This is a genomic window from Enterobacter cloacae complex sp. FDA-CDC-AR_0132, assembly GCF_003010695.1.
Taxonomy (GTDB): domain Bacteria; phylum Pseudomonadota; class Gammaproteobacteria; order Enterobacterales; family Enterobacteriaceae; genus Enterobacter; species Enterobacter ludwigii.
Genome location: NZ_CP027618.1, coordinates 417,212 through 439,599, shown reverse-complemented (window position 1 = coordinate 439,599; position 22,388 = coordinate 417,212). Strand labels below are relative to the sequence as shown.

Below are 22,388 nucleotides of genomic sequence, written 5' to 3'. Positions count from 1 at the left end.
AGTATGATACTGTGAGCAACCGATTACGAAGCAGCTTACAGGCAAGAGTTTAAGGACCCACCATGAAAAAGATTGATGCGATTATTAAACCTTTCAAACTGGATGATGTGCGTGAAGCGCTGGCGGAAGTGGGCATCACCGGGATGACAGTGACGGAAGTGAAAGGTTTTGGTCGCCAGAAGGGCCACACCGAACTTTACCGTGGCGCAGAGTACATGGTGGACTTTCTGCCAAAAGTGAAAATTGAAATCGTGGTGAGCGACGATATCGTGGATACCTGTGTGGATACCATTATCCGTACGGCGCAGACCGGCAAAATTGGCGACGGTAAAATCTTCGTCTTTGATGTGGCACGCGTGATCCGTATCCGTACCGGTGAAGAAGACGACGCCGCGATTTAATCGTCAGTACCTGATTCCTGATTCAGCCGGGTGGCGCTATGCTTACCCGGCCTGCAAAACTCACCGGCCGGGAAAGTGTAGCGCCATCGGGCGATTACAGTACTTTATGCGGCCCGAAACATTCGTAATGAATGTTGTCTTTATTCACACCCAACTCCACCAGCTGCTTCGTGGCATACTGCATAAACGCTACCGGTCCGCAGACGTAAAACTGCATCTCCGGCGCGCTGAATGCCCCTTCGTGCTGACTCAAATTCATGAGACCTTCGCTGTCAAAGCGTGCGGCTGCACGGTCGGCATCCGTCGGCAGACGATACCAGGTATGGGCGGTAAAGCGTGGCAGAGAGGAAGCCAGCGCATTCACTTCATCGGCAAACGCGTGCACTTCACCGTTCTCGGCGGCGTGGAACCAGTTTATCTGCGCGCTGTGGTTTGATTTAGCGAGGGTATCGAGCATCGCCAGCATTGGCGTCTGGCCCACCCCGGCTGAGATCAAGGTGACCGGCGTATTCGCCTCAACCGCCATAAAGAAATCGCCCGCAGGCGCGGCCAGATGAACCACATCACCCACGTTAGCCTCGTTATGCAGCCAGTTTGATACCTGGCCACCATCTTCGCGTTTTACGGCAATGCGATAACGTTTACCGTCTGGTTTGCGGGTCAGGGAGTACTGGCGAATCTCCTGGTGCGGGAAACCTTCAGGCTTCAGCCACACGCCCAGATACTGCCCCGGCTGATAATCAGCGACCGGCTTGCCATCCACCGGCTCGAACTCAAAACTGGTGATGAGCTGGCTGCGCGGCGTTTTCTCGACGATGCGGAAAGCGCGGGTACCTTCCCAGCCGCCTGCCTTACTGGCGTTTTCGCTGTAGATCTGTGCTTCACGGTTAATGAACACATTTGCCAGCACGCCGTAGGCTTTCCCCCACGCATCCAGCACCTCCTGGCCCGGGCTAAACATCTCATCCAGTGTGGCCAGCAGATGGCCGCCGACGATATTGTACTGCTCGGGTTTGATCTGGAAGCTGGTGTGCTTCTGCGCAATTTTTTCCACGGCAGGCAGCAACGCCGCCAGGTTTTCGATATTGCTGGCGTAGGCTGCGATGGCGTTGAACAGGGCTTCGCGCTGATCGCCGTTACGCTGGTTGCTCATGTTGAAAATCTCTTTCAACTCCGGGTTATGCGTAAACATACGATCGTAGAAATGGGCGGTGAGTTTCGGGCCGGTTTCGACCAGCAGGGGAATAGTGGCTTTAACTGTGGCGATGGTTTGAGCGTCGAGCATAGCAGCGTCCTTCAGTGGTGTTTTTAATGATGTATTTTAAATGCATCTTATAAAAAATACCCCTGCGTTGTAAATGGTTCTTTGCAACGTGAAAAATATGCATCACAAACCTGAAAAGAAATCCGTTGAAAATGATGAGGGCTTTATTCCTCAAACCCTTGCGTGGCGGGTAGGAAAACGTTTGCGTAAAATCGTTTGTCAAGACCTGTTATCACAGAACTAATCAGTTATACTGTTGCCCGTCGTCCAACAGGACTGCCTTTTCAGGCCAAAATTTTATTGTTAGCTGAGTCAGGAGATGCGGATGTTAAAGCGTGAAATGAACATTGCCGATTATGATGCCGAACTGTGGCAGGCTATGGAGCAGGAAAAAGTACGTCAGGAAGAGCACATCGAACTGATCGCCTCCGAAAACTACACCAGCCCGCGCGTAATGCAGGCGCAGGGTTCTCAGCTGACCAACAAATACGCTGAAGGTTACCCGGGCAAACGCTACTACGGCGGTTGCGAGTACGTTGATATCGTTGAGCAACTGGCCATCGATCGCGCTAAAGAACTGTTTGGCGCCGACTACGCTAACGTACAGCCGCACTCTGGCTCTCAGGCTAACTTCGCGGTCTACACCGCGCTGCTGCAACCGGGCGATACCGTTCTGGGTATGAACCTGGCGCAAGGCGGCCACCTGACTCACGGCTCTCCGGTTAACTTCTCAGGCAAACTGTACAACATCATTCCTTACGGCATTGATGAGTCCGGTAAAATTGACTACGAAGACATGGCGAAGCAGGCGCAGACCCACAAACCGAAGATGATTATCGGCGGTTTCTCTGCTTACTCCGGTATCGTTGACTGGGCAAAAATGCGTGAAATCGCTGACAGCATCGGTGCTTACCTGTTCGTTGACATGGCGCACGTTGCCGGCCTGATTGCTGCAGGCGTTTATCCGAACCCGGTTCCGCATGCTCACGTTGTGACCACCACCACGCACAAAACCCTGGCGGGCCCACGCGGTGGTTTGATTCTGGCAAAAGGTGGCGACGAAGAGCTGTACAAAAAGCTGAACTCTGCCGTATTCCCAAGCGCGCAGGGCGGCCCACTGATGCACGTTATCGCGGCGAAAGCGGTGGCGCTGAAAGAAGCGATGGAGCCAGAGTTTAAAGTTTACCAGCAGCAGGTTGCTAAAAACGCCAAAGCGATGGTGGAAGTCTTCCTGAACCGCGGTTACAAAGTGGTTTCCGGTGGTACTGAGAACCACCTGTTCCTGCTGGACCTGGTTGATAAAAACCTGACCGGTAAAGAAGCTGACGCTGCCCTTGGCCGTGCCAACATCACCGTGAACAAAAACAGCGTGCCAAACGATCCGAAGAGCCCGTTCGTGACCTCCGGTATCCGTATCGGTTCTCCGGCTGTTACTCGCCGCGGCTTTAAAGAAGCGGAAGTGAAAGAGCTGGCAGGCTGGATGTGTGACGTTCTGGACAATATCAATGACGAAGCGGTTATCGAGCGCGTTAAAGGTAAAGTTCTGGAAATCTGCGCACGCTTCCCGGTATACGCTTAATCTTTCTGTTTGCAGAAATAAAAAAGGCCGCGATTGCGGCCTTTTTTTATGGGTTAACGCCGGTCAAGGGAGAGGGCTCCCGGTCCCACTATCGCCAGTAAAATAAACGCTCCGGCAATACTGATATTCTTGTAGAAGTTAATCATATTCGGCATGACGGCATCACCGGTCATATCCCAGTAGTGGTGGCCGATAATCGCGGTACCCAGCGTGTAAAATACAAAGAGTACGGCAACAGGGCGGGTGAAAAAGCCCAGCACGATCAGAATGGCGGCAGGCACCTCCATTACCACCGCAATAATGGCCGCCAGCATGGGCATGGGTGTACCCAGCGACGTCATATATTGTACGGTCCCGCTAAACCCCGTCAGTTTTGGATAGCCGAAGATAATAAACAGTACGACAAGCGCGATACGACCTATTAACAGCAACAGGTGACGTGCCTGGCCGAAATCTAAATAGCGAAGTGAGTTCATGGCAGAAATACCTCTGCAAGTGGAGTAATTTAAACGTAATACACATTTTCATTCCCTGCCATAAGTCAGATGACTGCACAATATGTTAAATTTTCGTTAATTTATAGCAGACTATCGACTTGCTTAATTTTTGTATTCTCGCCAGACTATGGCCTCCATTTCGGGAGGGATTCATGGTCTTGCATTCCACGCGCTGGCTGGCGCTCAGTTATTTCACCTATTTCTTTAGCTACGGTATTTTTCTGCCTTTCTGGAGCGTCTGGCTCAAGGGGATCGGCCTGACGCCCGAGACCATAGGTATCCTGCTTGGCGCTGGTCTGGTGGCACGTTTCCTGGGAAGCCTGCTGATCGCACCGCGCGTCAGCGATCCCTCCTTGCTGATTAAGGCGGTACGCATTCTGGCGCTGTTGACGCTGGTCTTTGTCGCCTGTTTCTGGGTGAGCCACCAGTTTGCATGGCTGATGGTGGTGATGGTCGGTTTTAACCTCTTTTTCTCGCCGCTGGTTCCGCTGACGGATGCCCTGGCAAACACCTGGCAAAAACAGATAACGATGGATTATGGCCGCGTGCGGCTGTGGGGCTCAATTGCCTTTGTCATCGGCTCTGCACTGGTGGGTAAACTGGTTAGCCTTTACGATTACCGTGCGATCCTTGCGCTGCTGAGTATCGGCATTGCCTCCATGCTGCTGGGGATGCTGTTGCGTCCATCGGTAATGCCGCAAGGTGAGAGCCGTCATCAGGAAAGCGCCGGCTGGCCGGCCTGGCGAAGCCTGGTGGCACAAAGCTGGCGTTTCCTGGCCTGCGTCTGTCTGCTGCAGGGCGCGCACGCGGCGTACTATGGTTTCAGCGCCATCTACTGGCAGGGGGCAGGATACTCCGCATCTGCAGTGGGTTACCTGTGGTCGCTTGGTGTGGTCGCTGAAGTGATTATCTTCGCGCTGAGCAAAAAGCTGTTCCGGCGCTTCGGCGCGCGCGATCTGCTCCTGCTTTCTGCTGTCTGTGGTGTCGTACGGTGGGGCATTATGGGCTGGACGACGGAGCTGCCGTGGCTGATCGTGGCGCAAATTCTGCACTGCGGCACCTTCACGGTATGTCACCTGGCGGCTATGCGCTATATCGCCGCGCGTGAAGGCGGGGATGTCATTCGGTTGCAGTCGGTTTATTCGGCAGTGGCGATGGGCGGCAGCATTGCGGTGATGACGGTCTTTGCGGGCTTCCTTTACCAGCATCTGGGACACGGGGTCTTCTGGGTCATGGCGCTTGTCGCCCTACCGGCGATGTTCGTTCGTCCTAAAGTCGCCGCGCGCGCGTAGCTACGATTCCAGCATGGCGCGAATATGTTCTTGCTGCTGCGTGTTCAGCGTCTCAACGGCGTGGATCAGCGGTGGTGAGAACAGGGGCAGGGCGGTCGGATAAGGGGTGATGACCAGCGCCGCTTCGCGCGGTGCCCCCTCTTTCTGATAGGCCTGCAGTGTCTGATATCGAATGTTGAGCGGCAGCAACGTCAATTCGCGCAGTTGCTGCTCTATCACGTCCTCACAGGATTTATCCTCTCCCGTCAATAACACCACCTGCTTCTCATGCAGATCGGTCTCCTGCATCAGCCAGGCGCCGAAAATGACCGCCACCAGGCTCATCTCTTCATCAGAAAAACGCAGCCCGAATTCCGCTTCCAGCTCAAACAACGCCTCTTTGGTGGTGCGTAACAGGCGGGGGTAGAGACGATGGATCTCTTCCGGCAGGCTATTGTCGATGCCTATCTCAAACAGCGAACGGTCCAGCGCCTGGGCCAGATGAATATAAAGCTGGTCGGTCAGCCCCTGTTCATCGCTGAAGTTCATCCCGGTTTGCGCCCGAAAACGGGCGACCATGCGCACAATTGCCCGACGCAGGCGCTGATCCTGCTGATGCTTATCAAGCACAGGGTCAGGGGTGCGCAGCATCATAAACAGCAGTGCAAGAAACAGTTGTTCATCGCTGTGGGTCCCTTGTGGCACACGGCGTTTCCAGTGACGAACAATCTCCTGAGCGGTGAAATATTCCCCTCTTGATTGCGTCCAGTTACGCTGCACCGATGAAAACTGCGGGGTATTCCCCAGATGATGCTGCATCAGGCAATACTGCAGATAGAGCTGTAAAAACTGTACGTCCCGGCAATCAAACGGGCGCTGAAGCTTGCGCGAGCAGAAGCTGATCAACGCCCGCAGGTTGGTATCGTCATAGAGAGGCCGGGCAATGCCCTGCTGTTTAAGCGCGGTTTTCAGCGCGGGGGTAAACTGATGCGAAACGAATTGCGGACACAGCCGCATAGCCCTGCGCAGCCAGTGCAACAGGCATAAACGTTGATTCAGGGCTGAGCCTTCAATCCGGTAGCTACCGTCATGGTACGTGACGATGTCGAGCCGGTGATAGCGCTGGATTTCATCGCGCGTCTCGGCTATATCTTGCCGTGCCATAGCGTCGTCCACGCCATTGGCAGCGATAATGCTCTGTGCGGTAACGGCAGCATCGGGCAGGTAAAGCATTAAAAGCACCTGGCAGCGGCGCTGCGAACTGGAAAGCACAGATGGAATTTCAAGCGTCGTCATCATCTGTCGGGTATCCAGTGGGAATGTTTGATAAGAATAGCTAAAGGATGGGCGCTGAAAAGCGCGCCGGCAGGCCTTTCACTCAGGATTGCTGGCGAACATCACAGAATTTATGACGTGAGGAATTGATGCAAACAGTTAAACAAAGCGCAATGGCGTTATTTTTGACGGTGATCCCCTTTGCTGTCGTCGCGCATCCTCACAGTTTTATCAGCCTGAAAACCGAGCTGGTAACGGACGGAACGCAGCTCAGTGGCCTGAAAATGCGCTGGACGATGGATGAAATCACCTCGGCTGACCTGCTGTACGATGCCGGGAATGCAAAACCCGGGGATGAAATCTGGAAAAAGCTGGCGTCGGAAGTAATGGCCAACGTGCTTGGTCAGCACTATTTCACCGAGTTCTGGCACAACGGACAAAAAGTGAAATTTATGAATAGGCCGACGGAATATGGCATGACCCGCGACGGACATCAGGCGGTACTGACGTTTGTCCTGCCGCTGGCGCATCCGCAGCCGCTGGCTGGGCAGACCTATACGTTTTCCACCTTTGATCCCACTTACTATGTCGATATGCATTACGCAGAGGAGAGTGATGTGACGCTACCGGCAGCCCTGCAAAAAGCCTGCACGATGGCAATGCACACGCCAAAACCGAGCGAAGAGACGCTCAATTTTGCGGTCTCTCTCGATAAAGAAGATGCACCACCCGAAGACATGGAGTTGGGTAAACAGTTCGCACAGCAGGTGACGTTGCAATGTCAGTGATCGCATCTCCGGCACGAAAATCACGCCGCTGGCTTCATCTCTGGCCGCTGGCGCTCTTTTTGCTGCTGGCCGTGTGCGGCGCATTGTGGCTATGGCACGCCTGGCCGCAGGTGATGATGAAAAGCATTGTCTGGCAGCGCGAGGTCAACCAGCAGATGAGCGGCTTACTGAAGGCGGTGGCGGAAAACCCGACGAAGGCAGGCGGTTCTCTTCTGGCCTTCAGTTTTCTCTACGGTGTCCTGCATGCGCTGGGGCCGGGACACGGCAAAATCGTGATCGCGACCTGGCTTGCGACCCATCCCTCCAGGCTCAAATCAAGCATTGGGTTGACCCTCGCATCTTCGCTACTTCAGGGCGGCGTGGCGATTGTGCTGGTGGTGGTCGTCCTGTCGTTATTACGCCTTCCTGCTCGTCAGCTGCATATCAGCAGTTTCTGGCTGGAGAAGGGGAGTTACGCGCTGGTCGGTGTGCTGGGTCTGCTCCTGTGCTGGCGGGCACTGAAAAAATTGCGGGCTTTGCTGCACAAACCCCAGTTCAGGGCTTTTACGCCGCACCATGAACACACTGCGAACTGCGGCTGTGGACATCAGCATCTGCCGACCCAGGCGCAGCTGCAGAACGGTGATGACTGGCGAGCGCGGCTGATGGTTGTGCTCTCAATGGGCATGCGTCCGTGTTCAGGGGCAATCATGGTGCTGCTGTTCAGTAAGGTGATGGGTGTATTTGGCTGGGGAATGCTCTCGGCATTGGCCATGGCGGCCGGGACGTCACTCACGATTTCGTCACTGGCACTGCTGGTGCATAGTTTCCGTCAACTGGCGGTCAAACTCAGCGGCAATAAAACGCCGGTGCTGTGGCGGCAGGTCGGATGGACAACGCTCGCGCTGGCGGGCGGGATGATTCTGCTGGTGGCTGCGGTAACGATGTGGATGAGCGCGGTGCCGGTGGGAAGGGGATTAAGGCCGTTTTAGTCAGGTACAGCATGGTGCCCTTTCCCGGCGGGAGAGGGCACCGCAGGCTGGATTAACGCTTCAGCGCGTCGCTCAGCTCATCACGCATGTTTGCCAGCATGGCTTTAACAACACGTGGGTTACCTGCAACGATGTTGCCGGTCGTCAGATGGTTGTGGCCGCCAGTGAAATCGCAAACAATGGCGCCTGATTCACGCGCGATCAGCTCGCCCGCTGCAAAATCCCACGGCTTCAGTGACAGCTCAAAGTAACCGTCAACGCGACCGGTAGCCACATAGGCCAGGTCCAGCGCGGCAGAACCGGTGCGACGGAAGTCAGCGCATTCGGTGAACAGTTTGCCCAGAATATTCATGTAAGTGGTTGCGTGCTGCTTCGCCTTGAACGGGAAGCCGGTCGCCAGAATGGTACCGTCGAGGTCGCGTGCATTGCTGCAGCGCAGACGGTAGCCGTTCAGCTGCGCGCCCTGACCGCGGGTTGCGGTGAACAGTTCGTTACGCATTGGATCGTAAACCACAGCGACTTCAGTACGGCCTTTAATGCGTACAGCGATAGACACGGAGAAGTGTGGCAGACGTTTGACGAAGTTGGTGGTGCCATCCAGTGGATCGATAACCCATTGAACATCCTGATCGGTACCTTCAAGTTCACCGCTTTCTTCGGTGATGATGGTGTGCTGCGGGTAAGATTTGCGGATGGTATCGATAATAATCGCTTCAGCGGCTTTATCGACGTTGGTTACGAAATCATTGCTGCCTTTCTGGCTGGTTTCAACAGAATCTGGCGTTTCGTAGTGTTTGGCAATTACATTACCCGCCTTGCGCGCTGCGCGCACGGCGATGGTCAGCATCGGATGCATCGGTCTCTCTCACTGGATGTTAAAGAACGGGAAAATCGGCGCAGAGTATAGCAGCGAGATCGGAATATGTCTCTCGTTTATGATAATATGGCCGAATATTCTTCAGACACAGAATCCAGACATTAAAACTATGCTGCAAAACATTCGAATCGTGCTGGTCGAGACATCGCACACTGGCAATATGGGCTCCGTAGCCCGCGCTATGAAAACCATGGGCTTAACGAACCTGTGGCTGGTTAACCCACTGGTGAAACCCGACTCACAGGCTATCGCTCTGGCTGCGGGCGCCAGCGATGTCATTGGTAACGCGCAGATCGTTGATACTCTGGACGAAGCCCTGGCAGGGTGCAGTCTGGTGGTCGGGACCAGCGCCCGCTCCCGTACACTGCCGTGGCCGATGCTGGATCCGCGTGAATGCGGTCTGAAAAGCGTCTCTGAAGCCGAACAGGCTCCTGTAGCGCTGGTATTTGGCCGTGAACGCGTGGGCCTGACCAACGATGAACTGCAGAAGTGCCATTACCACGTGGCCATTGCCGCTAACCCGGAATATAGCTCCCTGAACCTGGCAATGGCCGTTCAGGTGATTGCCTATGAAGTGCGTATGGCGTGGCTGGCGACGCAGGAAAAAGCAACGGCAGAGCCGCAGGAAGAGGCCGTCTACCCGCTGGTGGACGATCTGGAGCGCTTCTATGGTCACCTGGAGCAGACCCTGCTCTCTACCGGTTTCATCCGTGAAGGTCACCCGGGGCAGGTAATGAACAAGCTGCGGCGCCTGTTTACCCGTGCGCGTCCGGAAAGCCAGGAATTGAACATTCTGCGCGGGATCCTGGCGTCGATTGAGCAAAAGAATAAAGAGTAGTGCCCATCCTGGTGATACGGCACGGAAGGTTAAATACCTGACTAAAACAGTCAAGTAAATAGTTGACCATTTTAGTCAGGAATGTCAGACTTGGCCCTGCTATGCAATACCCCCATTTTACTATAAAAAACCCCGGGCAGGGGCGAGTTTGAGGTTAAGTAAGACATGAGACTGACATCTAAAGGGCGTTATGCCGTGACCGCGATGCTGGACGTTGCGCTCAACTCCGAAGCGGGCCCGGTTCCGTTGGCTGATATTTCTGAACGACAAGGGATCTCCCTCTCCTATCTGGAGCAGCTGTTCTCCAGACTGCGTAAAAATGGACTGGTTTCCAGCGTTCGTGGCCCAGGCGGCGGTTATCTGCTGGGTAAAGACGCGGGCAGTATTGCAGTTGGCGAAGTGATCAGTGCCGTTGACGAATCCGTTGATGCGACCCGTTGCCAGGGTAAAGGCGGCTGCCAGGGCGGCGATAAGTGCCTGACCCACGCGCTGTGGCGCGACCTGAGCGATCGTCTGACCGGCTTCCTGAACAACATCACCTTAGGTGAACTGGTAAATAACCAGGAAGTTCTGGATGTCTCTGGCCGTCAGCACAGCCAGGACTCCCAACGCAGCACTCGCGGGCAGGACGCGATCGACGTCAAATTACGCGCGTAATAAAAAGATAAGTATTTCAGAATCAGGCCGGAGCGTTCGCTCGCTCCGTGTACTCGGTCGTACATCCAGCCGGTTGCCTGATTCCTTGCATTGAAGCGATGTACGGAGTTTATAGAGCAATGAAATTACCGATTTATCTCGACTACTCCGCAACCACGCCGGTGGACCCGCGTGTTGCCGAGAAAATGATGCAGTGTCTGACCCTGGACGGAAACTTTGGTAACCCAGCTTCCCGTTCACACCGTTTTGGCTGGCATGCTGAAGAGGCGGTAGATATCGCCCGTAATCAGATTGCTGACCTGGTAGGTGCCGATCCGCGTGAGATTGTATTCACCTCCGGTGCGACCGAATCCGATAACCTGGCGATCAAAGGTGCGGCCAACTTTTATCAGAAAAAAGGCAAGCACATCATCACCAGCAAAACCGAACACAAAGCCGTGCTGGACACCTGCCGTCAGCTCGAGCGTGAAGGTTTCGACGTGACTTACCTGGCACCACAGAGCAACGGTATCATCGACCTGAAAGAGCTCGAAGCGGCCATGCGTGATGACACCATTCTGGTTTCCATCATGCACGTAAACAACGAAATCGGCGTTGTGCAAGATATCGCGACCATCGGCGAAATGTGCCGTGCGCGCGGTATCATCTACCACGTAGACGCCACCCAGAGCGTGGGCAAACTGCCTATCGATCTGAGCCAGCTGAAAGTGGACCTGATGTCCTTCTCCGGCCACAAAATCTATGGCCCGAAAGGTATTGGTGCACTGTACGTTCGTCGTAAACCGCGTATCCGCATCGAAGCACAGATGCACGGTGGCGGTCACGAGCGCGGTATGCGTTCCGGTACGCTGCCTGTTCACCAGATCGTGGGTATGGGCGAAGCTTACCGTATTGCGAAAGAAGAGATGGAAACCGAGATGGCGCGCCTGCGCACGCTGCGTAACCGTCTGTGGGATGGCGTGAAAGATATGGAAGAAGTGTATCTGAACGGCGATCTCGAACAGGGCGCACCAAACATTCTCAACGTCAGCTTCAACTATGTTGAAGGTGAATCGCTGATTATGGCGCTGAAAGACCTGGCGGTTTCTTCCGGTTCTGCCTGTACGTCTGCAAGCCTGGAGCCATCCTACGTGCTGCGCGCACTGGGCATGACTGACGAGCTGGCACACAGCTCTATCCGTTTCTCTTTAGGTCGTTTCACTACCGAAGAAGAGATTGACTACACCATCAAGCTGGTTCGCAACTCCATCGGTCGTCTGCGTGACCTTTCTCCACTGTGGGAAATGTTCAAGCAGGGCGTGGATCTGAACAGCATTGAATGGTCACATCACTAATCGGTACATAAGGAGAATTCAACATGGCATACAGCGAAAAAGTTATTGATCATTACGAGAACCCGCGCAACGTTGGCTCTTTTGACAACAGCGACGAAAGCGTAGGTAGCGGTATGGTCGGTGCGCCAGCGTGTGGCGACGTGATGAAGCTGCAGATTAAAGTCAACAATGAAGGTATCATTGAAGACGCGCGCTTCAAGACCTACGGCTGCGGTTCTGCTATCGCCTCCAGCTCCCTGGTCACCGAATGGGTGAAGGGCAAGTCTCTGGACGAAGCACAGGCAATCAAGAACACGGATATTGCTGAAGAACTCGAACTGCCACCCGTGAAAATTCACTGTTCTATCCTGGCAGAAGACGCGATCAAAGCCGCCATTGCGGATTACAAAAGCAAACGTGAAGCAAAATAATTGAGGTTTGAGTATGTCGATTACCCTTAGCGACAGCGCTGCCGCGCGAGTAAGCTCTTTTCTGGCGAACCGTGGTAAAGGCTTTGGCCTGCGACTGGGCGTACGTACCTCCGGCTGTTCTGGTATGGCTTACGTACTGGAGTTTGTTGACGAACCGGCGTCTGATGACACCGTGTTTGAAGACAAGGGCGTGAAGGTGGTGGTCGATGGCAAAAGCCTGCAATTCCTCAATGGCACTCAGCTGGACTTTGTAAAAGAAGGCCTGAACGAAGGGTTCAAATTCACGAACCCGAACGTCAAAGACGAGTGTGGTTGCGGCGAAAGCTTCCACGTTTAACCGCGCGTCATCCGAAACCCCACCGCAGGACTCCTGTGCGTGGGGTTTGTTCTAACAGGCTACCCCTGAGATTGTTATGGATTACTTCACTCTCTTCGGACTACCCGCTCAATACCCGATTGATCTGCAGGCGCTGACGATCCGCTTCCAGGATCTGCAGCGTCAGTATCATCCGGATAAATTCGCCAGTGGTACTCAGTCAGAGCAATTGGCTGCGGTATCGCAATCTGCGACCATCAATCAGGCCTGGCAGACGCTGCGCCATCCACTGTCTCGCGCTGAGTATCTGCTCTCGCTTCATGGCTTTGATCTGGCGAGTGAACAGCACACCGTGCGTGATACGGCGTTTTTGATGGAACAGCTGGAACTGCGTGAAGAGCTGGATGAGATTGAACAGGCCAAAGATGAAGCGCGTCTGGAAAGCTTCATCAAGCGCGTAAAAGGCATGTTCGATACCCGCCATCAACTGATGGTGGAGCAACTGAACAACGAGACCTGGGATGTGGCGGCAGACACTGTGCGCAAACTCCGTTTTCTCGATAAACTGCGAAGCAGTGCTGAACAACTCGAAGAAAAGCTGCTCGATTTTTAATTTCGGAAGCAATTATGGCCTTATTACAAATTAGTGAGCCTGGCTTAAGTGCCGCACCGCACCAGCGTCGTCTGGCGGTAGGTATTGATCTGGGCACCACCAATTCTCTCGTGGCGACCGTGCGAAGCGGCCAGGCGGAAACGCTGGCTGACGAGCAGGGCCGTCATCTGCTGCCTTCCGTGGTCCACTACCAACAGCAGGGCCACGCGGTTGGCTACGACGCACGCGCGAACGCCGCGCGCGATCCGGCGAACACCATCAGTTCCGTAAAACGCATGATGGGCCGCTCCCTCGCCGATATTCAGACCCGTTATCCGCATCTGCCGTATCAGCTGCAGGCCAGTGAAAACGGCCTGCCAATGATTGCCACGGCAGCGGGGCTGCTGAACCCGATCCGCGTTTCTGCTGATATCCTCAAAGCGCTGGCGGCGCGTGCTACGGCAACGCTCGGCGGCGATCTCGATGGCGTGGTCATTACCGTTCCGGCCTACTTTGATGATGCACAGCGTCAGGGCACCAAAGACGCGGCGCGTCTGGCGGGACTGCACGTTCTGCGCCTGCTGAACGAACCGACGGCGGCCGCCATTGCCTACGGCCTGGACTCCGGTCAGGAAGGGGTGATTGCGGTTTACGATCTGGGGGGCGGGACCTTTGATATCTCTATCCTGCGCTTAAGCCGTGGGGTGTTTGAAGTGCTGGCTACCGGCGGTGATTCTGCGCTGGGTGGCGATGACTTCGACCATCTGCTGGCCGATTTCATTCGCGAGCAGGCGGGTATTCCCGATCGCAGCGATGCACGCGTGCAGCGTGAACTGCTGGACGTGGCCATCGACGCGAAAATCGCGCTGAGCGATGCGCAGTCTGTCACCGTCAACGTGGCGGGCTGGCAGGGGGAAATCACCCGGGAACAGTTTAACGACCTGATCGCGCCTTTGGTGAAACGCACTCTGCTGGCCTGCCGTCGCGCACTGAAAGATGCGGGCGTTGAGGCTGACGAGGTGCTGGAAGTGGTCATGGTTGGCGGCTCCACGCGCGTACCACTGGTGCGTGAACGGGTGGGTGAATTCTTTGGCCGCACGCCGCTGACGTCCATCGACCCGGATAAAGTGGTTGCCGTGGGCGCGGCTATCCAGGCGGATATTCTGGTCGGCAACAAGCCGGACAGCGAGATGTTGCTGCTGGATGTTATTCCGCTCTCCCTGGGTTTAGAAACCATGGGGGGACTGGTGGAGAAAGTCATTCCGCGTAACACCACCATTCCGGTGGCGCGCGCGCAGGAATTCACCACCTTCAAAGACGGCCAGACCGCGATGTCCATCCATGTGATGCAGGGCGAGCGCGAGCTGGTGCAGGACTGTCGTTCACTGGCGCGCTTTGCGCTGCGCGGTATTCCTGCGCTGCCTGCGGGCGGTGCGCATATTCGCGTTACCTTCCAGGTGGATGCGGACGGCCTGCTGAGCGTCACGGCGATGGAGAAATCCACCGGCGTTGAGTCGTCTATCCAGGTGAAGCCGTCCTACGGCCTGACCGATGGTGAGATCGCCTCCATGATTCAGGATTCAATGAGCTACGCCGAACAGGATGTGAAGGCGCGTATGCTGGCAGAACAGAAAGTTGAAGCCGCACGCGTGCTGGAAAGTCTGAACGGTGCGCTCGCTGCCGACGCCGCGCTGTTAAGCGCCGCTGAGCGTCAGGTGATTGACGAGGCTGCCGCGCGCTTAAGCGCAGTGGCCGAAGGCAATGATGCTGATGCAATAGAAGAAGCCATTAAAAACGTTGATAAACAAACCCAGGACTTTGCTGCTCGCCGCATGGACAAATCTGTCCGCGTCGCGCTGAAAGGCCAGTCCGTGGACGAGGTTTAATATGCCAAAGATTGTTATTTTGCCTCATGCGGACCTCTGTCCGGATGGTGCTGTTCTGGAAGCGAAGACCGGTGAGACCATTCTCGATGTTGCCCTGCGTAACGGTATCGAAGTGGAACACGCCTGTGAAAAATCCTGTGCCTGCACAACCTGCCACTGCATCGTGCGTGAAGGTTTTGACTCTCTGGCCGAGAGCACCGAAGATGAAGACGACATGCTGGATAAAGCATGGGGTCTGGAGCCAGACAGCCGTTTGAGCTGCCAGGCTCTGGTGACCGATGAAGATCTGGTCGTGGAATTCCCACGCTACACCATCAACCACGCACGCGAGCACTGATATGGGACTGAAGTGGACTGACAGCCGTGAAATCGGCGAAGCGCTCTACGACGCTAACCCGGATCTCGATCCTAAAACCGTACGCTTCACCGATATGCATCAGTGGATCTGCGATTTAGACGATTTTGACGACGATCCAAACGCATCCAATGAAAAAATTCTGGAGGCGATTCTGTTAGTCTGGTTAGATGAAGCAGAATAAATCACCTTACGGGCTGCCTTCAGGCGGCCCGTTTGCTAATAAGGATAAATAAAATGACCGAAGCGATGAAGATTACGATCTCGAATCAGCCTGCTGACGCGCGCTGGGGCGAGAAAGCCACCTACAGTATCAACAACGACGGTATTACCCTGCACCTGACTGGCAACGATGATTTGGGTCTGATCCAGCGCGCGGCGCGCAAAATTGATGGTCTGGGCATTAAACATGTCACCCTTGACGGCGAAGGCTGGGATATCGACCGCAGCTGGGCATTCTGGGCGGGTTACAAAGGACCGAAAGGCAGCCGTAAAATCGAGTGGGCGACGCTCGACGAAGCGGGTCAGAAAGAGCTGGAAAGCCGTCTGACCATTATCGACTGGGTGCGCGATACCATTAACGCCCCGGCAGAAGAGCTGGGTCCTGAACAACTTGCGCAGCGCGCCGTTGACCTGCTGTGCGGCGTGGCGGGCGACAAAATGTCTTACCGCATCACCAAAGGTGAAGACCTGCGCGAGCAGAACTATATGGGGATCCACACCGTGGGTCGCGGTTCCGAGCGTCCTCCGGTATTGCTGGCGCTGGATTACAACCCAACCGGTGATAAAGCAGCACCGGTATTTGCCTGCCTGGTCGGGAAAGGCATCACGTTCGATACCGGCGGTTACAGCCTGAAGCAGAGCGCGTTCATGGACTCCATGAAGTCCGATATGGGCGGCGCGGCAACCATCACCGGCGCGCTGGCGTTTGCCATTACGCGCGGTCTGAACAAGCGCGTGAAGCTTTACCTGTGCTGTGCGGACAACATGGTGAGCGGTAATGCCTTTAAGCTCGGCGACATCATTCGCTACCGTAACGGTAAAAACGTGGAAGTGATGAACACCGATGCGGAAGGTCGTCTGGTGCTGGCCGATGGTCTCATCGACGCGTCTGCGCAGAAGCCAGAGCTGATTATCGACATGGCGACCCTGACCGGTGCGGCGAAAACCGCGCTGGGCAACGACTACCATGCGCTGTTTAGCTTTGACGACAAACTGGCAGCCCGTCTGCTGGCAAGCGCGGCCGCGGAGAACGAACCGTTCTGGCGTCTGCCGCTGGCCGAATTCCACCGCAGCCAGTTGCCGTCTAACTTCGCCGAACTGAACAACACCGCGAGCGCAGCCTATCCGGCGGGTGCGAGCACGGCGGCCGGCTTCCTGTCTCACTTCGTTGAGAACTATCACGAAGGCTGGCTGCATATCGACTGCTCCGCAACCTACCGTAAAGCGGCCGTTGAGCAGTGGTCTGCAGGGGCAACGGGACTGGGCGTGCGTACTATCGCGAACCTGCTGACTGCCGAGTAATTGTCTTTGTCCGGCGGCACTGTGCTTGTCCGGGCCTACGGTTTTGTAGGCCTGTAGGCCTGTGAGCCTTGCGCCAGCCGACATTATGTTGAAGTAGCCAAACTATGTCTGAAACGAAAAACGAATTAGAAACTCTGCTGGAACAGGCGGCGACCGAGCCCGCCCACCGTCCGGCATTTTTCCGCACGTTGCTGGAGTCCACCGTCTGGGTTCCGGGTACCGCAGCGGAAGGCGAACAGGTTGTTGAAGACAGCGCGCTGGACCTGCTCCACTGGGAGAAAGACGACGGCACGTCGGTGATCCCGTTCTTCACCTCGCTGGAAGCGCTGCAGCAGGCTGTTGAAGACGAGCAGGCGTTCGTGGTGATGCCGGTGCGCACTCTCTTCGAAATGACGCTGGGCCAGACCTTGTTCCTCAACGCCAAACTGCCAACCGGGAAAGAGTTCACCCCGCGTGAAATCAACCATCTGATTGGCGAGGAGGGCAACCCGCTCAGTACGCAGGAAGTGCTGGAAGGGGGCGAAACGCTGCTGTTGTCTGACGTAGCCGAACCCCCTGCGCAGATGATTGATTCGCTGACCACGCTGTTCAAAACCCTCAAACCCGTGAGGCGCGCGTTCCTCTGCTCTGTTAAAGAGAGCACGGATGAACAGCCGGTACTGCTGATTGGCATTGAAGCAGACGGCGATATCGAGGAGATTATTCAGGCTGCGGGCAGTGTTGCCACCGATACGCTGCCGGGTGATGAGCCGATCGATATCTGTCAGGTGAAGAAGGATGAGAAGGGCATCAGCCACTTTATTACCGAGCACATCACGCCGTTTTACGAGCGTCGCTGGGGCGGATTCCTGCGCGATCTCAAAACCACCCGCATTATCTGATTACGCGGGGTGATTTTTCACCCCGTCGCTTCCAGCAGCAGTAAATCCATCAGCAGGACCAGATTCGACTCAAACGACGTCACGCCAGCGGCTTCTGCGGCGTAATGTACCGCCTCGTCATATAAGGCAAAGTGCAAATCTGCCATTCCCGCCAGCGTATTGGCCGAAGCGCGCGTAAAAGCCACGACCGTCATACCCACGTTTTTCGCGATTCGCGCTTTATCCAGCACCTGTTCGGTTTCACCGCTGCGTGAGACGGCGATAAACACCTGATACCGCGCAGCGTTGCTGAGGAAAATGTTCCGGCTATCCCCCGGCCCGGAAATAAACGCCGTTTTGCCCAGCACCTGCAATTTCTTGGTGAGGTACTCGGCGAAGAGATAAGAGAAGCCGGCGCCATAAAGAAAGAAGCTCTCTTTCTGGCGCAGTAACGTCGAAAATTGCGCGCGCTTCTCCTGCGTTACCCACTGAAAGGTTTGCTGATAGTTCGCGATAAATTGACTGAAAAGCGCCGGCAGTTCCGGGCGCTGTTGTGCCTGTGCGGCGATATACGGCGTCTCGGTTAACAGCTGTTTGCAGTGCCAGATAAATTCGCTGAAACCGCTGAAGCCTAATTTCTGACACAGACGCATAATGGTAGCGGTTGAGACGAACGTCGCCTGCGCCAGTTCGCGCACCGTAATATTGCCCACCAGCAGAGGATGCTCTGTCAGGTGGGCCAGCACGCGATATTCTGCGCGGGTCAGTGACGCCCCGCGCGTTAACAGCGTGGCCAGACGGTTATCCATTATTTGGCCGGTTCAACGGGCAAATCGTCTCGTGCACCCCATTCACTCCAGGCGCCATCATAGAGCGTCACGTCGTTTACACCGAGTGTGGCGAGCGCCAGAATCACCACGCAGGCCGTGACGCCGGACCCGCAGCTGGCAATAACGGGACGATGCAAATCCACGCCCTGACGATCAAAAATAGCGCGCAGCTCATCGGTCGTTTTTAATTCACCTTCAAACACCAGATCGCCCCACGGCACATTCAACGCGCCGGGAATATGGCCGCGCTTCAGCCCCGGACGCGGTTCATCCGCCTGGGCGTTAAAGCGCGCTGCAGGGCGGGCATCGACAATTTGCGCCGTTTTTTCATGGCTGACCACCAGCACGTCGGTCAGACGTTTTACCTGATGCGCATCAAACGTCGCGTCGAACTCGCCTTCCGGCAGCGTCACGTCGCCCTGCTGTAATGGCAGTTCATCACGCTTCCAGCCCGCGAGGCCGCCTGCAAGAATTGAGACTTTCTCCACGCCAAAGTTTTTCAGCATCCACCAGGCGCGCGGTGCGGAGAAGAGATTACCTTCATCGTAAACCACGAGGTGTTTGTCACGATTGACGCCAAGTTCGCGCATCGCCACGGAGAATGCTTCCGGACGCGGCAGCATGTGCGGGAGAGGGGAGTTATGGTCGGACAGGGCTTCAATATCAAAAAATACCGCGCCCGGCAAATGCCCTGCGCGGTATTCTGCGACCATATCGCGAAGGTGTTCCTGCCCGGCAGGTGCCATACGCGCGTCAATAATCTGTACTTCCGGATCGTCACCGTGCTCAATCAGCCAGTCGGCGGCGACAAAATATGAGGTGGACATGGGTTGCCTCCATTCTTTTCCGTAAAAAAGGATTGTCGGTGTTTTTTCTGACACCGACAAGCAAACCACGTTCAACTCGCGAGCACGACCCTATTTTTTCACCGCTTCACCGTTCTGCCAGGCTTTTTGCAGCGCAGGCCAGTAGTCACGGTTGGCGTCAATCATCTCATCAAGAATCGCTTTTGCGTGCTCCATGGTGGGCACGGTGCGGTTCAGGGTGAACGCCTGCAGTGCTTTTTCGTAGCTGCCTTCAATGGTCGCTTCCACCAGCAGCTGTTCAGAGGCGAGCTGCTGCTGTAGCAGCGTCTGATGGAACAGCGGGACCCGACCCACGCGGATAGGCTCTGGCCCTTCAGAGGTGATGTAGGCCGGGACTTCCACCACCGCGTCGTACGGCAGATTGGTTATCGCCCCGCGGTTTTCCACCATTACCAGATGACGCTGACGCAGGTTAAATGCCAGCGAGCAGGCGACATCGACAATAAACTCGCCGTGGACGCCCACGTGGAAGGCATCCGGTAAAATCCCGGTACGCTTATACTCTTCTGCGGCGGCAAACAGCTTTTTCTCACGCCCGTTCATCACTTCGTTCGCGCGGGTATAGTCCGGGTTCTGATGCTCCACAATCTGGTTTGGCATCAGGTAGTACTGCAGATAGGGGTTTGGCAGATATTCCGGGAAGTTATCCATGATGGGCTTGATGTTGCGCCAGGTTTTCACCCACGACGGATCCGAGTGCTGCGGATCGGTTTTGGCCGCATCTTCCGTCAGCAGGCCGAACCTCGCGATATGCCGACGCAGTTCCGGCAGCTTGTCCTCGCCGTCCACCCGCACGCGGGTAAACCAGCCGAAGTGGTTCAGACCAAAGTAGTCCACCTCCAGCTTGTGGCGGTCCACACCCAAAATGGCCCCCATGTTACGCATCGCCGCCACTGGCATATCGCAGATATTAAGCACGCGGGCGTCCGGTCTCAGGCGGCGCACCCCTTCCGCAACAATCGCTGCCGGGTTGGAATAGTTCACGATCCAGGCTTTTTCATGCGCGTAGCGATCCACCAGATCGATCAGCTCGACCATCGGCAGGATCGTGCGCAGGCCGTATGCCAGCCCGCCAGGACCGCAGGTTTCCTGGCCTACCACGCCGTGGCGCAGCGGGATCTTCTCATCCTGCTCACGCATTCTGTACTGGCCGACACGCATCTGGGCGAAGACAAAGTGCGCCCCGCTGAACGCGACTTCCGGGTCTGTGGTCACGGTGAAGGTAATGCTCTGGCTATGGTCGCGAATGACCTTCTCCACCACCGGTGCAATGGTGTTCTGGCGTGCTTCGTCGATATCGTAGAGGCGAATCTCGGCCAGCGGGAAGTCCTGCAGGCGTACCATCAGGCTTTTCACGATACCTGGCGTATAGGTGCTGCCGCCACCGGCAATCGACAGAATAAAAGGGGGTGTAAACATCTTTAGCTCCTCTCAGAGAAACGTCTCAACGGCTTCTCGCATTTTTTTGACATGCAGCCCGTAGACCACCTGAACGTTGTTACCTTGTTTGATAATCCCTTTCGCGCCGGTCGCTTTCAGGCGCGGCTCGTCGATGATGGAGACATCCTTCACCGTGACGCGTAAGCGGGTGTAGCAGTTATCCACTACCTCAATGTTTTCCCGGCCTCCCAGTCCCACCACGATGGATTCACCCAGCCCGTCATTGTTCCCCTTCGCCTGATACTCCTGTTTGCTGTACAGGCGCGTCTCCTGATCGTCATCCTCGCGTCCCGGCGTCTTCATGTTGAAGCGCAGGATCAGGAAGCGGAACACCACAAAATAGAGCGCGAACATGATGAGCCCGACCACGATGTACATCGGCCAGTTGGACTTCTCCGTGCCGAGCGGCAGGTTATAAAGAATAAAATCGATAATTCCGTTAGCGCCGATGGCATGAACACCGAACAGGGAGAAAAGCATCATGCCGATGCCGGTCAGCACCGCATGTACCACAAACAGCAGCGGAGCGACGAACAGGAATGAAAACTCAATCGGCTCGGTAACGCCCACCAGCAAAGAGGTTAACGCTGCCGGGATCAGGATGGCTTTGGCTGCCGCTTTGCGCTCCGGCCTGGCGGTCATGTACATCGCCAGCGCCGCCGCGGGCAGGCCAAACATTTTGCTGATGCCGCGCGCGTCCCACACTACCGTGCTGCTCAACTGCTTCACTTCCGGACAAGCCATTTCGGCGAAATAGATATTGCGTGCGCCCTGATAAACCGTGCCGCATACCTCTTGCGTCCCCCCAAGTTCGGTATACAGGAAGGGGGTATAGACCAGATGATGCAGGCCGGTCGGCACCAGAATGCGTTCCAGGAAGCCGTAAATGGCCACCCCAAAAGGCCCGGAACCTTTGATCGCCAGCGCCAGTGCGCTGATGCCATGCTGGGCAAATGGCCACAGTTCGCTCATCACGACGCCGAGCAGCATTGAGACAGGAAGCATGACGATGGCGACGAAACAGTGGCCGGAATAGATGGCCATCGCGCCGTTAAACTGTACGCCGGAGTATTTGTTGTACAGGTATCCGGACAGCGCCCCGGTCAGGATCCCGGCGAAAACGCCCATCTCCAGCACCTGCACGCCCAGCACCATACTTTGCCCGGCGGCTTTCATCTGGTCAGCGGGGGCCAGTTCGCCCTGGAGCTGCAGCGTAACGTTCATCGCGTTAATGAAAACAACAAAGGTCACCAGGCCAATCAGGGCCGCATAGCCTTTATCACGCGTGGCCAGGCCAATCGGTATCCCGACGGCAAACACCAGCGCCAGGTTAACCAGTACTGACACGGCCGATTTCGCGATAAGCTGACCAACATGCTGAATCAGCGGATGGCCGAGAAACGGCACATACTCTGCGAGGTTACCGTTCCCCAGGACGTTACCAAATGCGATAAACAGACCGACGATCGGTAAGATAAGTACCGGTCCGTACAACGATTTTCCGAAATTTTGTAGGGCGTTCACGGCTCGTTTCATGACTGTCTCTCTTAGTGAACC

The 22,388-nt window shown here is 55.7% G+C and carries 24 protein-coding genes; 16 read left to right on the top strand and 8 right to left on the bottom strand.

Translation table 11 applies throughout. The annotated features are described in order from the left end of the window. The first annotated feature begins 62 nt into the window (after nt 1–62). Nucleotides 63–401, top strand: coding sequence for a nitrogen regulatory protein P-II (gene glnB / locus AM379_RS02050; protein ID WP_003860685.1), 339 nt, complete (start codon nt 63–65; stop codon nt 399–401). Between the two features lie 94 nt (nt 402–495). On the opposite strand, the gene hmpA is transcribed toward glnB, so the two are convergent. Next, nucleotides 496–1,686: an NO-inducible flavohemoprotein gene (gene hmpA, locus AM379_RS02045; RefSeq protein WP_032678698.1), complete on the bottom strand. Its 1,191-nt coding sequence runs from the start codon at nt 1,684–1,686 to the stop codon at nt 496–498. A gap of 304 nt (nt 1,687–1,990) precedes the next feature. On the opposite strand from hmpA, the gene glyA reads away from it, so the two are divergent. Continuing rightward, nucleotides 1,991–3,244 carry a serine hydroxymethyltransferase gene (glyA, locus tag AM379_RS02035; protein WP_020883014.1) on the top strand — a complete coding sequence of 418 codons (1,254 nt, stop codon included), beginning with the start codon at nt 1,991–1,993 and terminating at the stop codon, nt 3,242–3,244. A 53-nt stretch (nt 3,245–3,297) separates the two neighbouring features. On the opposite strand, the gene AM379_RS02030 is transcribed toward glyA, so the two are convergent. After that, a complete protein-coding gene (locus AM379_RS02030; protein WP_014171191.1) occupies nt 3,298–3,720 on the bottom strand; it encodes a DoxX family protein in 423 nt (140 codons plus the stop codon). Between the two features lie 173 nt (nt 3,721–3,893). Here AM379_RS02030 and AM379_RS02025 point away from each other — a divergent pair, with 173 nt between their 5' ends. After that, complete coding sequence (locus tag AM379_RS02025; protein ID WP_032678696.1) at nt 3,894–5,033, top strand: 3-phenylpropionate MFS transporter; 1,140 nt, start codon at nt 3,894–3,896, stop codon at nt 5,031–5,033. On the opposite strand, the gene csiE is transcribed toward AM379_RS02025, so the two are convergent. Continuing rightward, nucleotides 5,034–6,311: a stationary phase inducible protein CsiE gene (gene csiE, locus AM379_RS02020; RefSeq protein ID WP_014171189.1), complete on the bottom strand. Its 1,278-nt coding sequence runs from the start codon at nt 6,309–6,311 to the stop codon at nt 5,034–5,036. Nucleotides 6,312–6,436: 125 nt separating this feature from the next. Between csiE and AM379_RS02015 the strand changes: the two genes are divergently transcribed. After that, nucleotides 6,437–7,075 carry a DUF1007 family protein gene (locus AM379_RS02015; protein ID WP_032678695.1) on the top strand — a complete coding sequence of 213 codons (639 nt, stop codon included), beginning with the start codon at nt 6,437–6,439 and terminating at the stop codon, nt 7,073–7,075. Further along, nucleotides 7,066–8,046 (top strand): nickel/cobalt transporter, encoded by a 981-nt coding sequence (locus tag AM379_RS02010; protein ID WP_032678694.1) that lies wholly within the window; start codon nt 7,066–7,068, stop codon nt 8,044–8,046. The genes AM379_RS02015 and AM379_RS02010 overlap by 10 nt, the downstream gene beginning before the upstream one ends. A 52-nt stretch (nt 8,047–8,098) precedes the next feature. Here the strand turns inward: AM379_RS02010 and suhB are convergent, their stop codons facing one another. Next, entirely contained in the window at nt 8,099–8,902 is an 804-nt protein-coding gene (gene suhB / locus AM379_RS02005) for an inositol-1-monophosphatase (RefSeq protein ID WP_020883019.1), read from the bottom strand. Between the two features lie 130 nt (nt 8,903–9,032). Here suhB and trmJ point away from each other — a divergent pair, with 130 nt between their 5' ends. The 11 genes from trmJ (at nt 9,033) to sseB (ending at nt 17,716) form a co-directional block, all read left to right on the top strand. Continuing rightward, nucleotides 9,033–9,761, top strand: coding sequence for a tRNA (cytosine(32)/uridine(32)-2'-O)-methyltransferase TrmJ (gene trmJ, locus AM379_RS02000; protein WP_032669904.1), 729 nt, complete (start codon nt 9,033–9,035; stop codon nt 9,759–9,761). 165 nt (nt 9,762–9,926) lie between these two features. Next, nucleotides 9,927–10,418 (top strand): Fe-S cluster assembly transcriptional regulator IscR, encoded by a 492-nt coding sequence (iscR, locus tag AM379_RS01995; protein ID WP_020883021.1) that lies wholly within the window; start codon nt 9,927–9,929, stop codon nt 10,416–10,418. A gap of 119 nt (nt 10,419–10,537) precedes the next feature. Then, on the top strand, nt 10,538–11,752 hold the full coding sequence (gene iscS / locus AM379_RS01990; RefSeq protein ID WP_020883022.1) for a cysteine desulfurase: 1,215 nt from the start codon (nt 10,538–10,540) through the stop codon (nt 11,750–11,752). A 23-nt stretch (nt 11,753–11,775) separates the two neighbouring features. Then, nucleotides 11,776–12,162: a Fe-S cluster assembly scaffold IscU gene (iscU, locus tag AM379_RS01985; protein ID WP_003860661.1), complete on the top strand. Its 387-nt coding sequence runs from the start codon at nt 11,776–11,778 to the stop codon at nt 12,160–12,162. A 13-nt stretch (nt 12,163–12,175) separates the two neighbouring features. Continuing rightward, on the top strand, nt 12,176–12,499 hold the full coding sequence (gene iscA / locus AM379_RS01980) for an iron-sulfur cluster assembly protein IscA (protein ID WP_003860659.1): 324 nt from the start codon (nt 12,176–12,178) through the stop codon (nt 12,497–12,499). A 76-nt stretch (nt 12,500–12,575) separates the two neighbouring features. Beyond that, nucleotides 12,576–13,091 (top strand): co-chaperone HscB, encoded by a 516-nt coding sequence (gene hscB, locus AM379_RS01975; RefSeq protein ID WP_014171181.1) that lies wholly within the window; start codon nt 12,576–12,578, stop codon nt 13,089–13,091. 14 nt (nt 13,092–13,105) lie between these two features. Further along, a complete protein-coding gene (gene hscA / locus AM379_RS01970) occupies nt 13,106–14,956 on the top strand; it encodes a Fe-S protein assembly chaperone HscA (RefSeq protein WP_020883023.1) in 1,851 nt (616 codons plus the stop codon). A 1-nt stretch (nt 14,957) separates the two neighbouring features. Further along, a complete protein-coding gene (gene fdx, locus AM379_RS01965; protein ID WP_014171179.1) occupies nt 14,958–15,293 on the top strand; it encodes an ISC system 2Fe-2S type ferredoxin in 336 nt (111 codons plus the stop codon). Nucleotide 15,294: 1 nt separating this feature from the next. Next, a complete protein-coding gene (gene iscX, locus AM379_RS01960; protein WP_014171178.1) occupies nt 15,295–15,495 on the top strand; it encodes a Fe-S cluster assembly protein IscX in 201 nt (66 codons plus the stop codon). Nucleotides 15,496–15,548: 53 nt separating this feature from the next. Continuing rightward, nucleotides 15,549–16,835: an aminopeptidase PepB gene (gene pepB / locus AM379_RS01955; RefSeq protein WP_020883024.1), complete on the top strand. Its 1,287-nt coding sequence runs from the start codon at nt 15,549–15,551 to the stop codon at nt 16,833–16,835. Between the two features lie 104 nt (nt 16,836–16,939). After that, entirely contained in the window at nt 16,940–17,716 is a 777-nt protein-coding gene (sseB, locus tag AM379_RS01950; RefSeq protein WP_106503407.1) for an enhanced serine sensitivity protein SseB, read from the top strand. Nucleotides 17,717–17,733: 17 nt separating this feature from the next. Here sseB and AM379_RS01945 read toward each other — a convergent pair whose 3' ends face one another. From AM379_RS01945 to AM379_RS01930, 4 genes are all read right to left on the bottom strand, one after another. Beyond that, nucleotides 17,734–18,504, bottom strand: a complete 771-nt coding sequence (locus AM379_RS01945; RefSeq protein ID WP_014171175.1) for a MurR/RpiR family transcriptional regulator — start codon at nt 18,502–18,504, stop codon at nt 17,734–17,736. After that, nucleotides 18,504–19,352: a 3-mercaptopyruvate sulfurtransferase gene (sseA, locus tag AM379_RS01940; RefSeq protein WP_032678689.1), complete on the bottom strand. Its 849-nt coding sequence runs from the start codon at nt 19,350–19,352 to the stop codon at nt 18,504–18,506. Before sseA ends, AM379_RS01945 begins: the two co-directional genes overlap by 1 nt. Nucleotides 19,353–19,442: 90 nt before the next feature. Then, complete coding sequence (locus AM379_RS01935; protein ID WP_106503406.1) at nt 19,443–20,810, bottom strand: 6-phospho-alpha-glucosidase; 1,368 nt, start codon at nt 20,808–20,810, stop codon at nt 19,443–19,445. A 12-nt stretch (nt 20,811–20,822) separates the two neighbouring features. Beyond that, complete coding sequence (locus tag AM379_RS01930; RefSeq protein WP_020883028.1) at nt 20,823–22,367, bottom strand: PTS transporter subunit EIIC; 1,545 nt, start codon at nt 22,365–22,367, stop codon at nt 20,823–20,825. Nucleotides 22,368–22,388 lie beyond the last annotated feature (21 nt).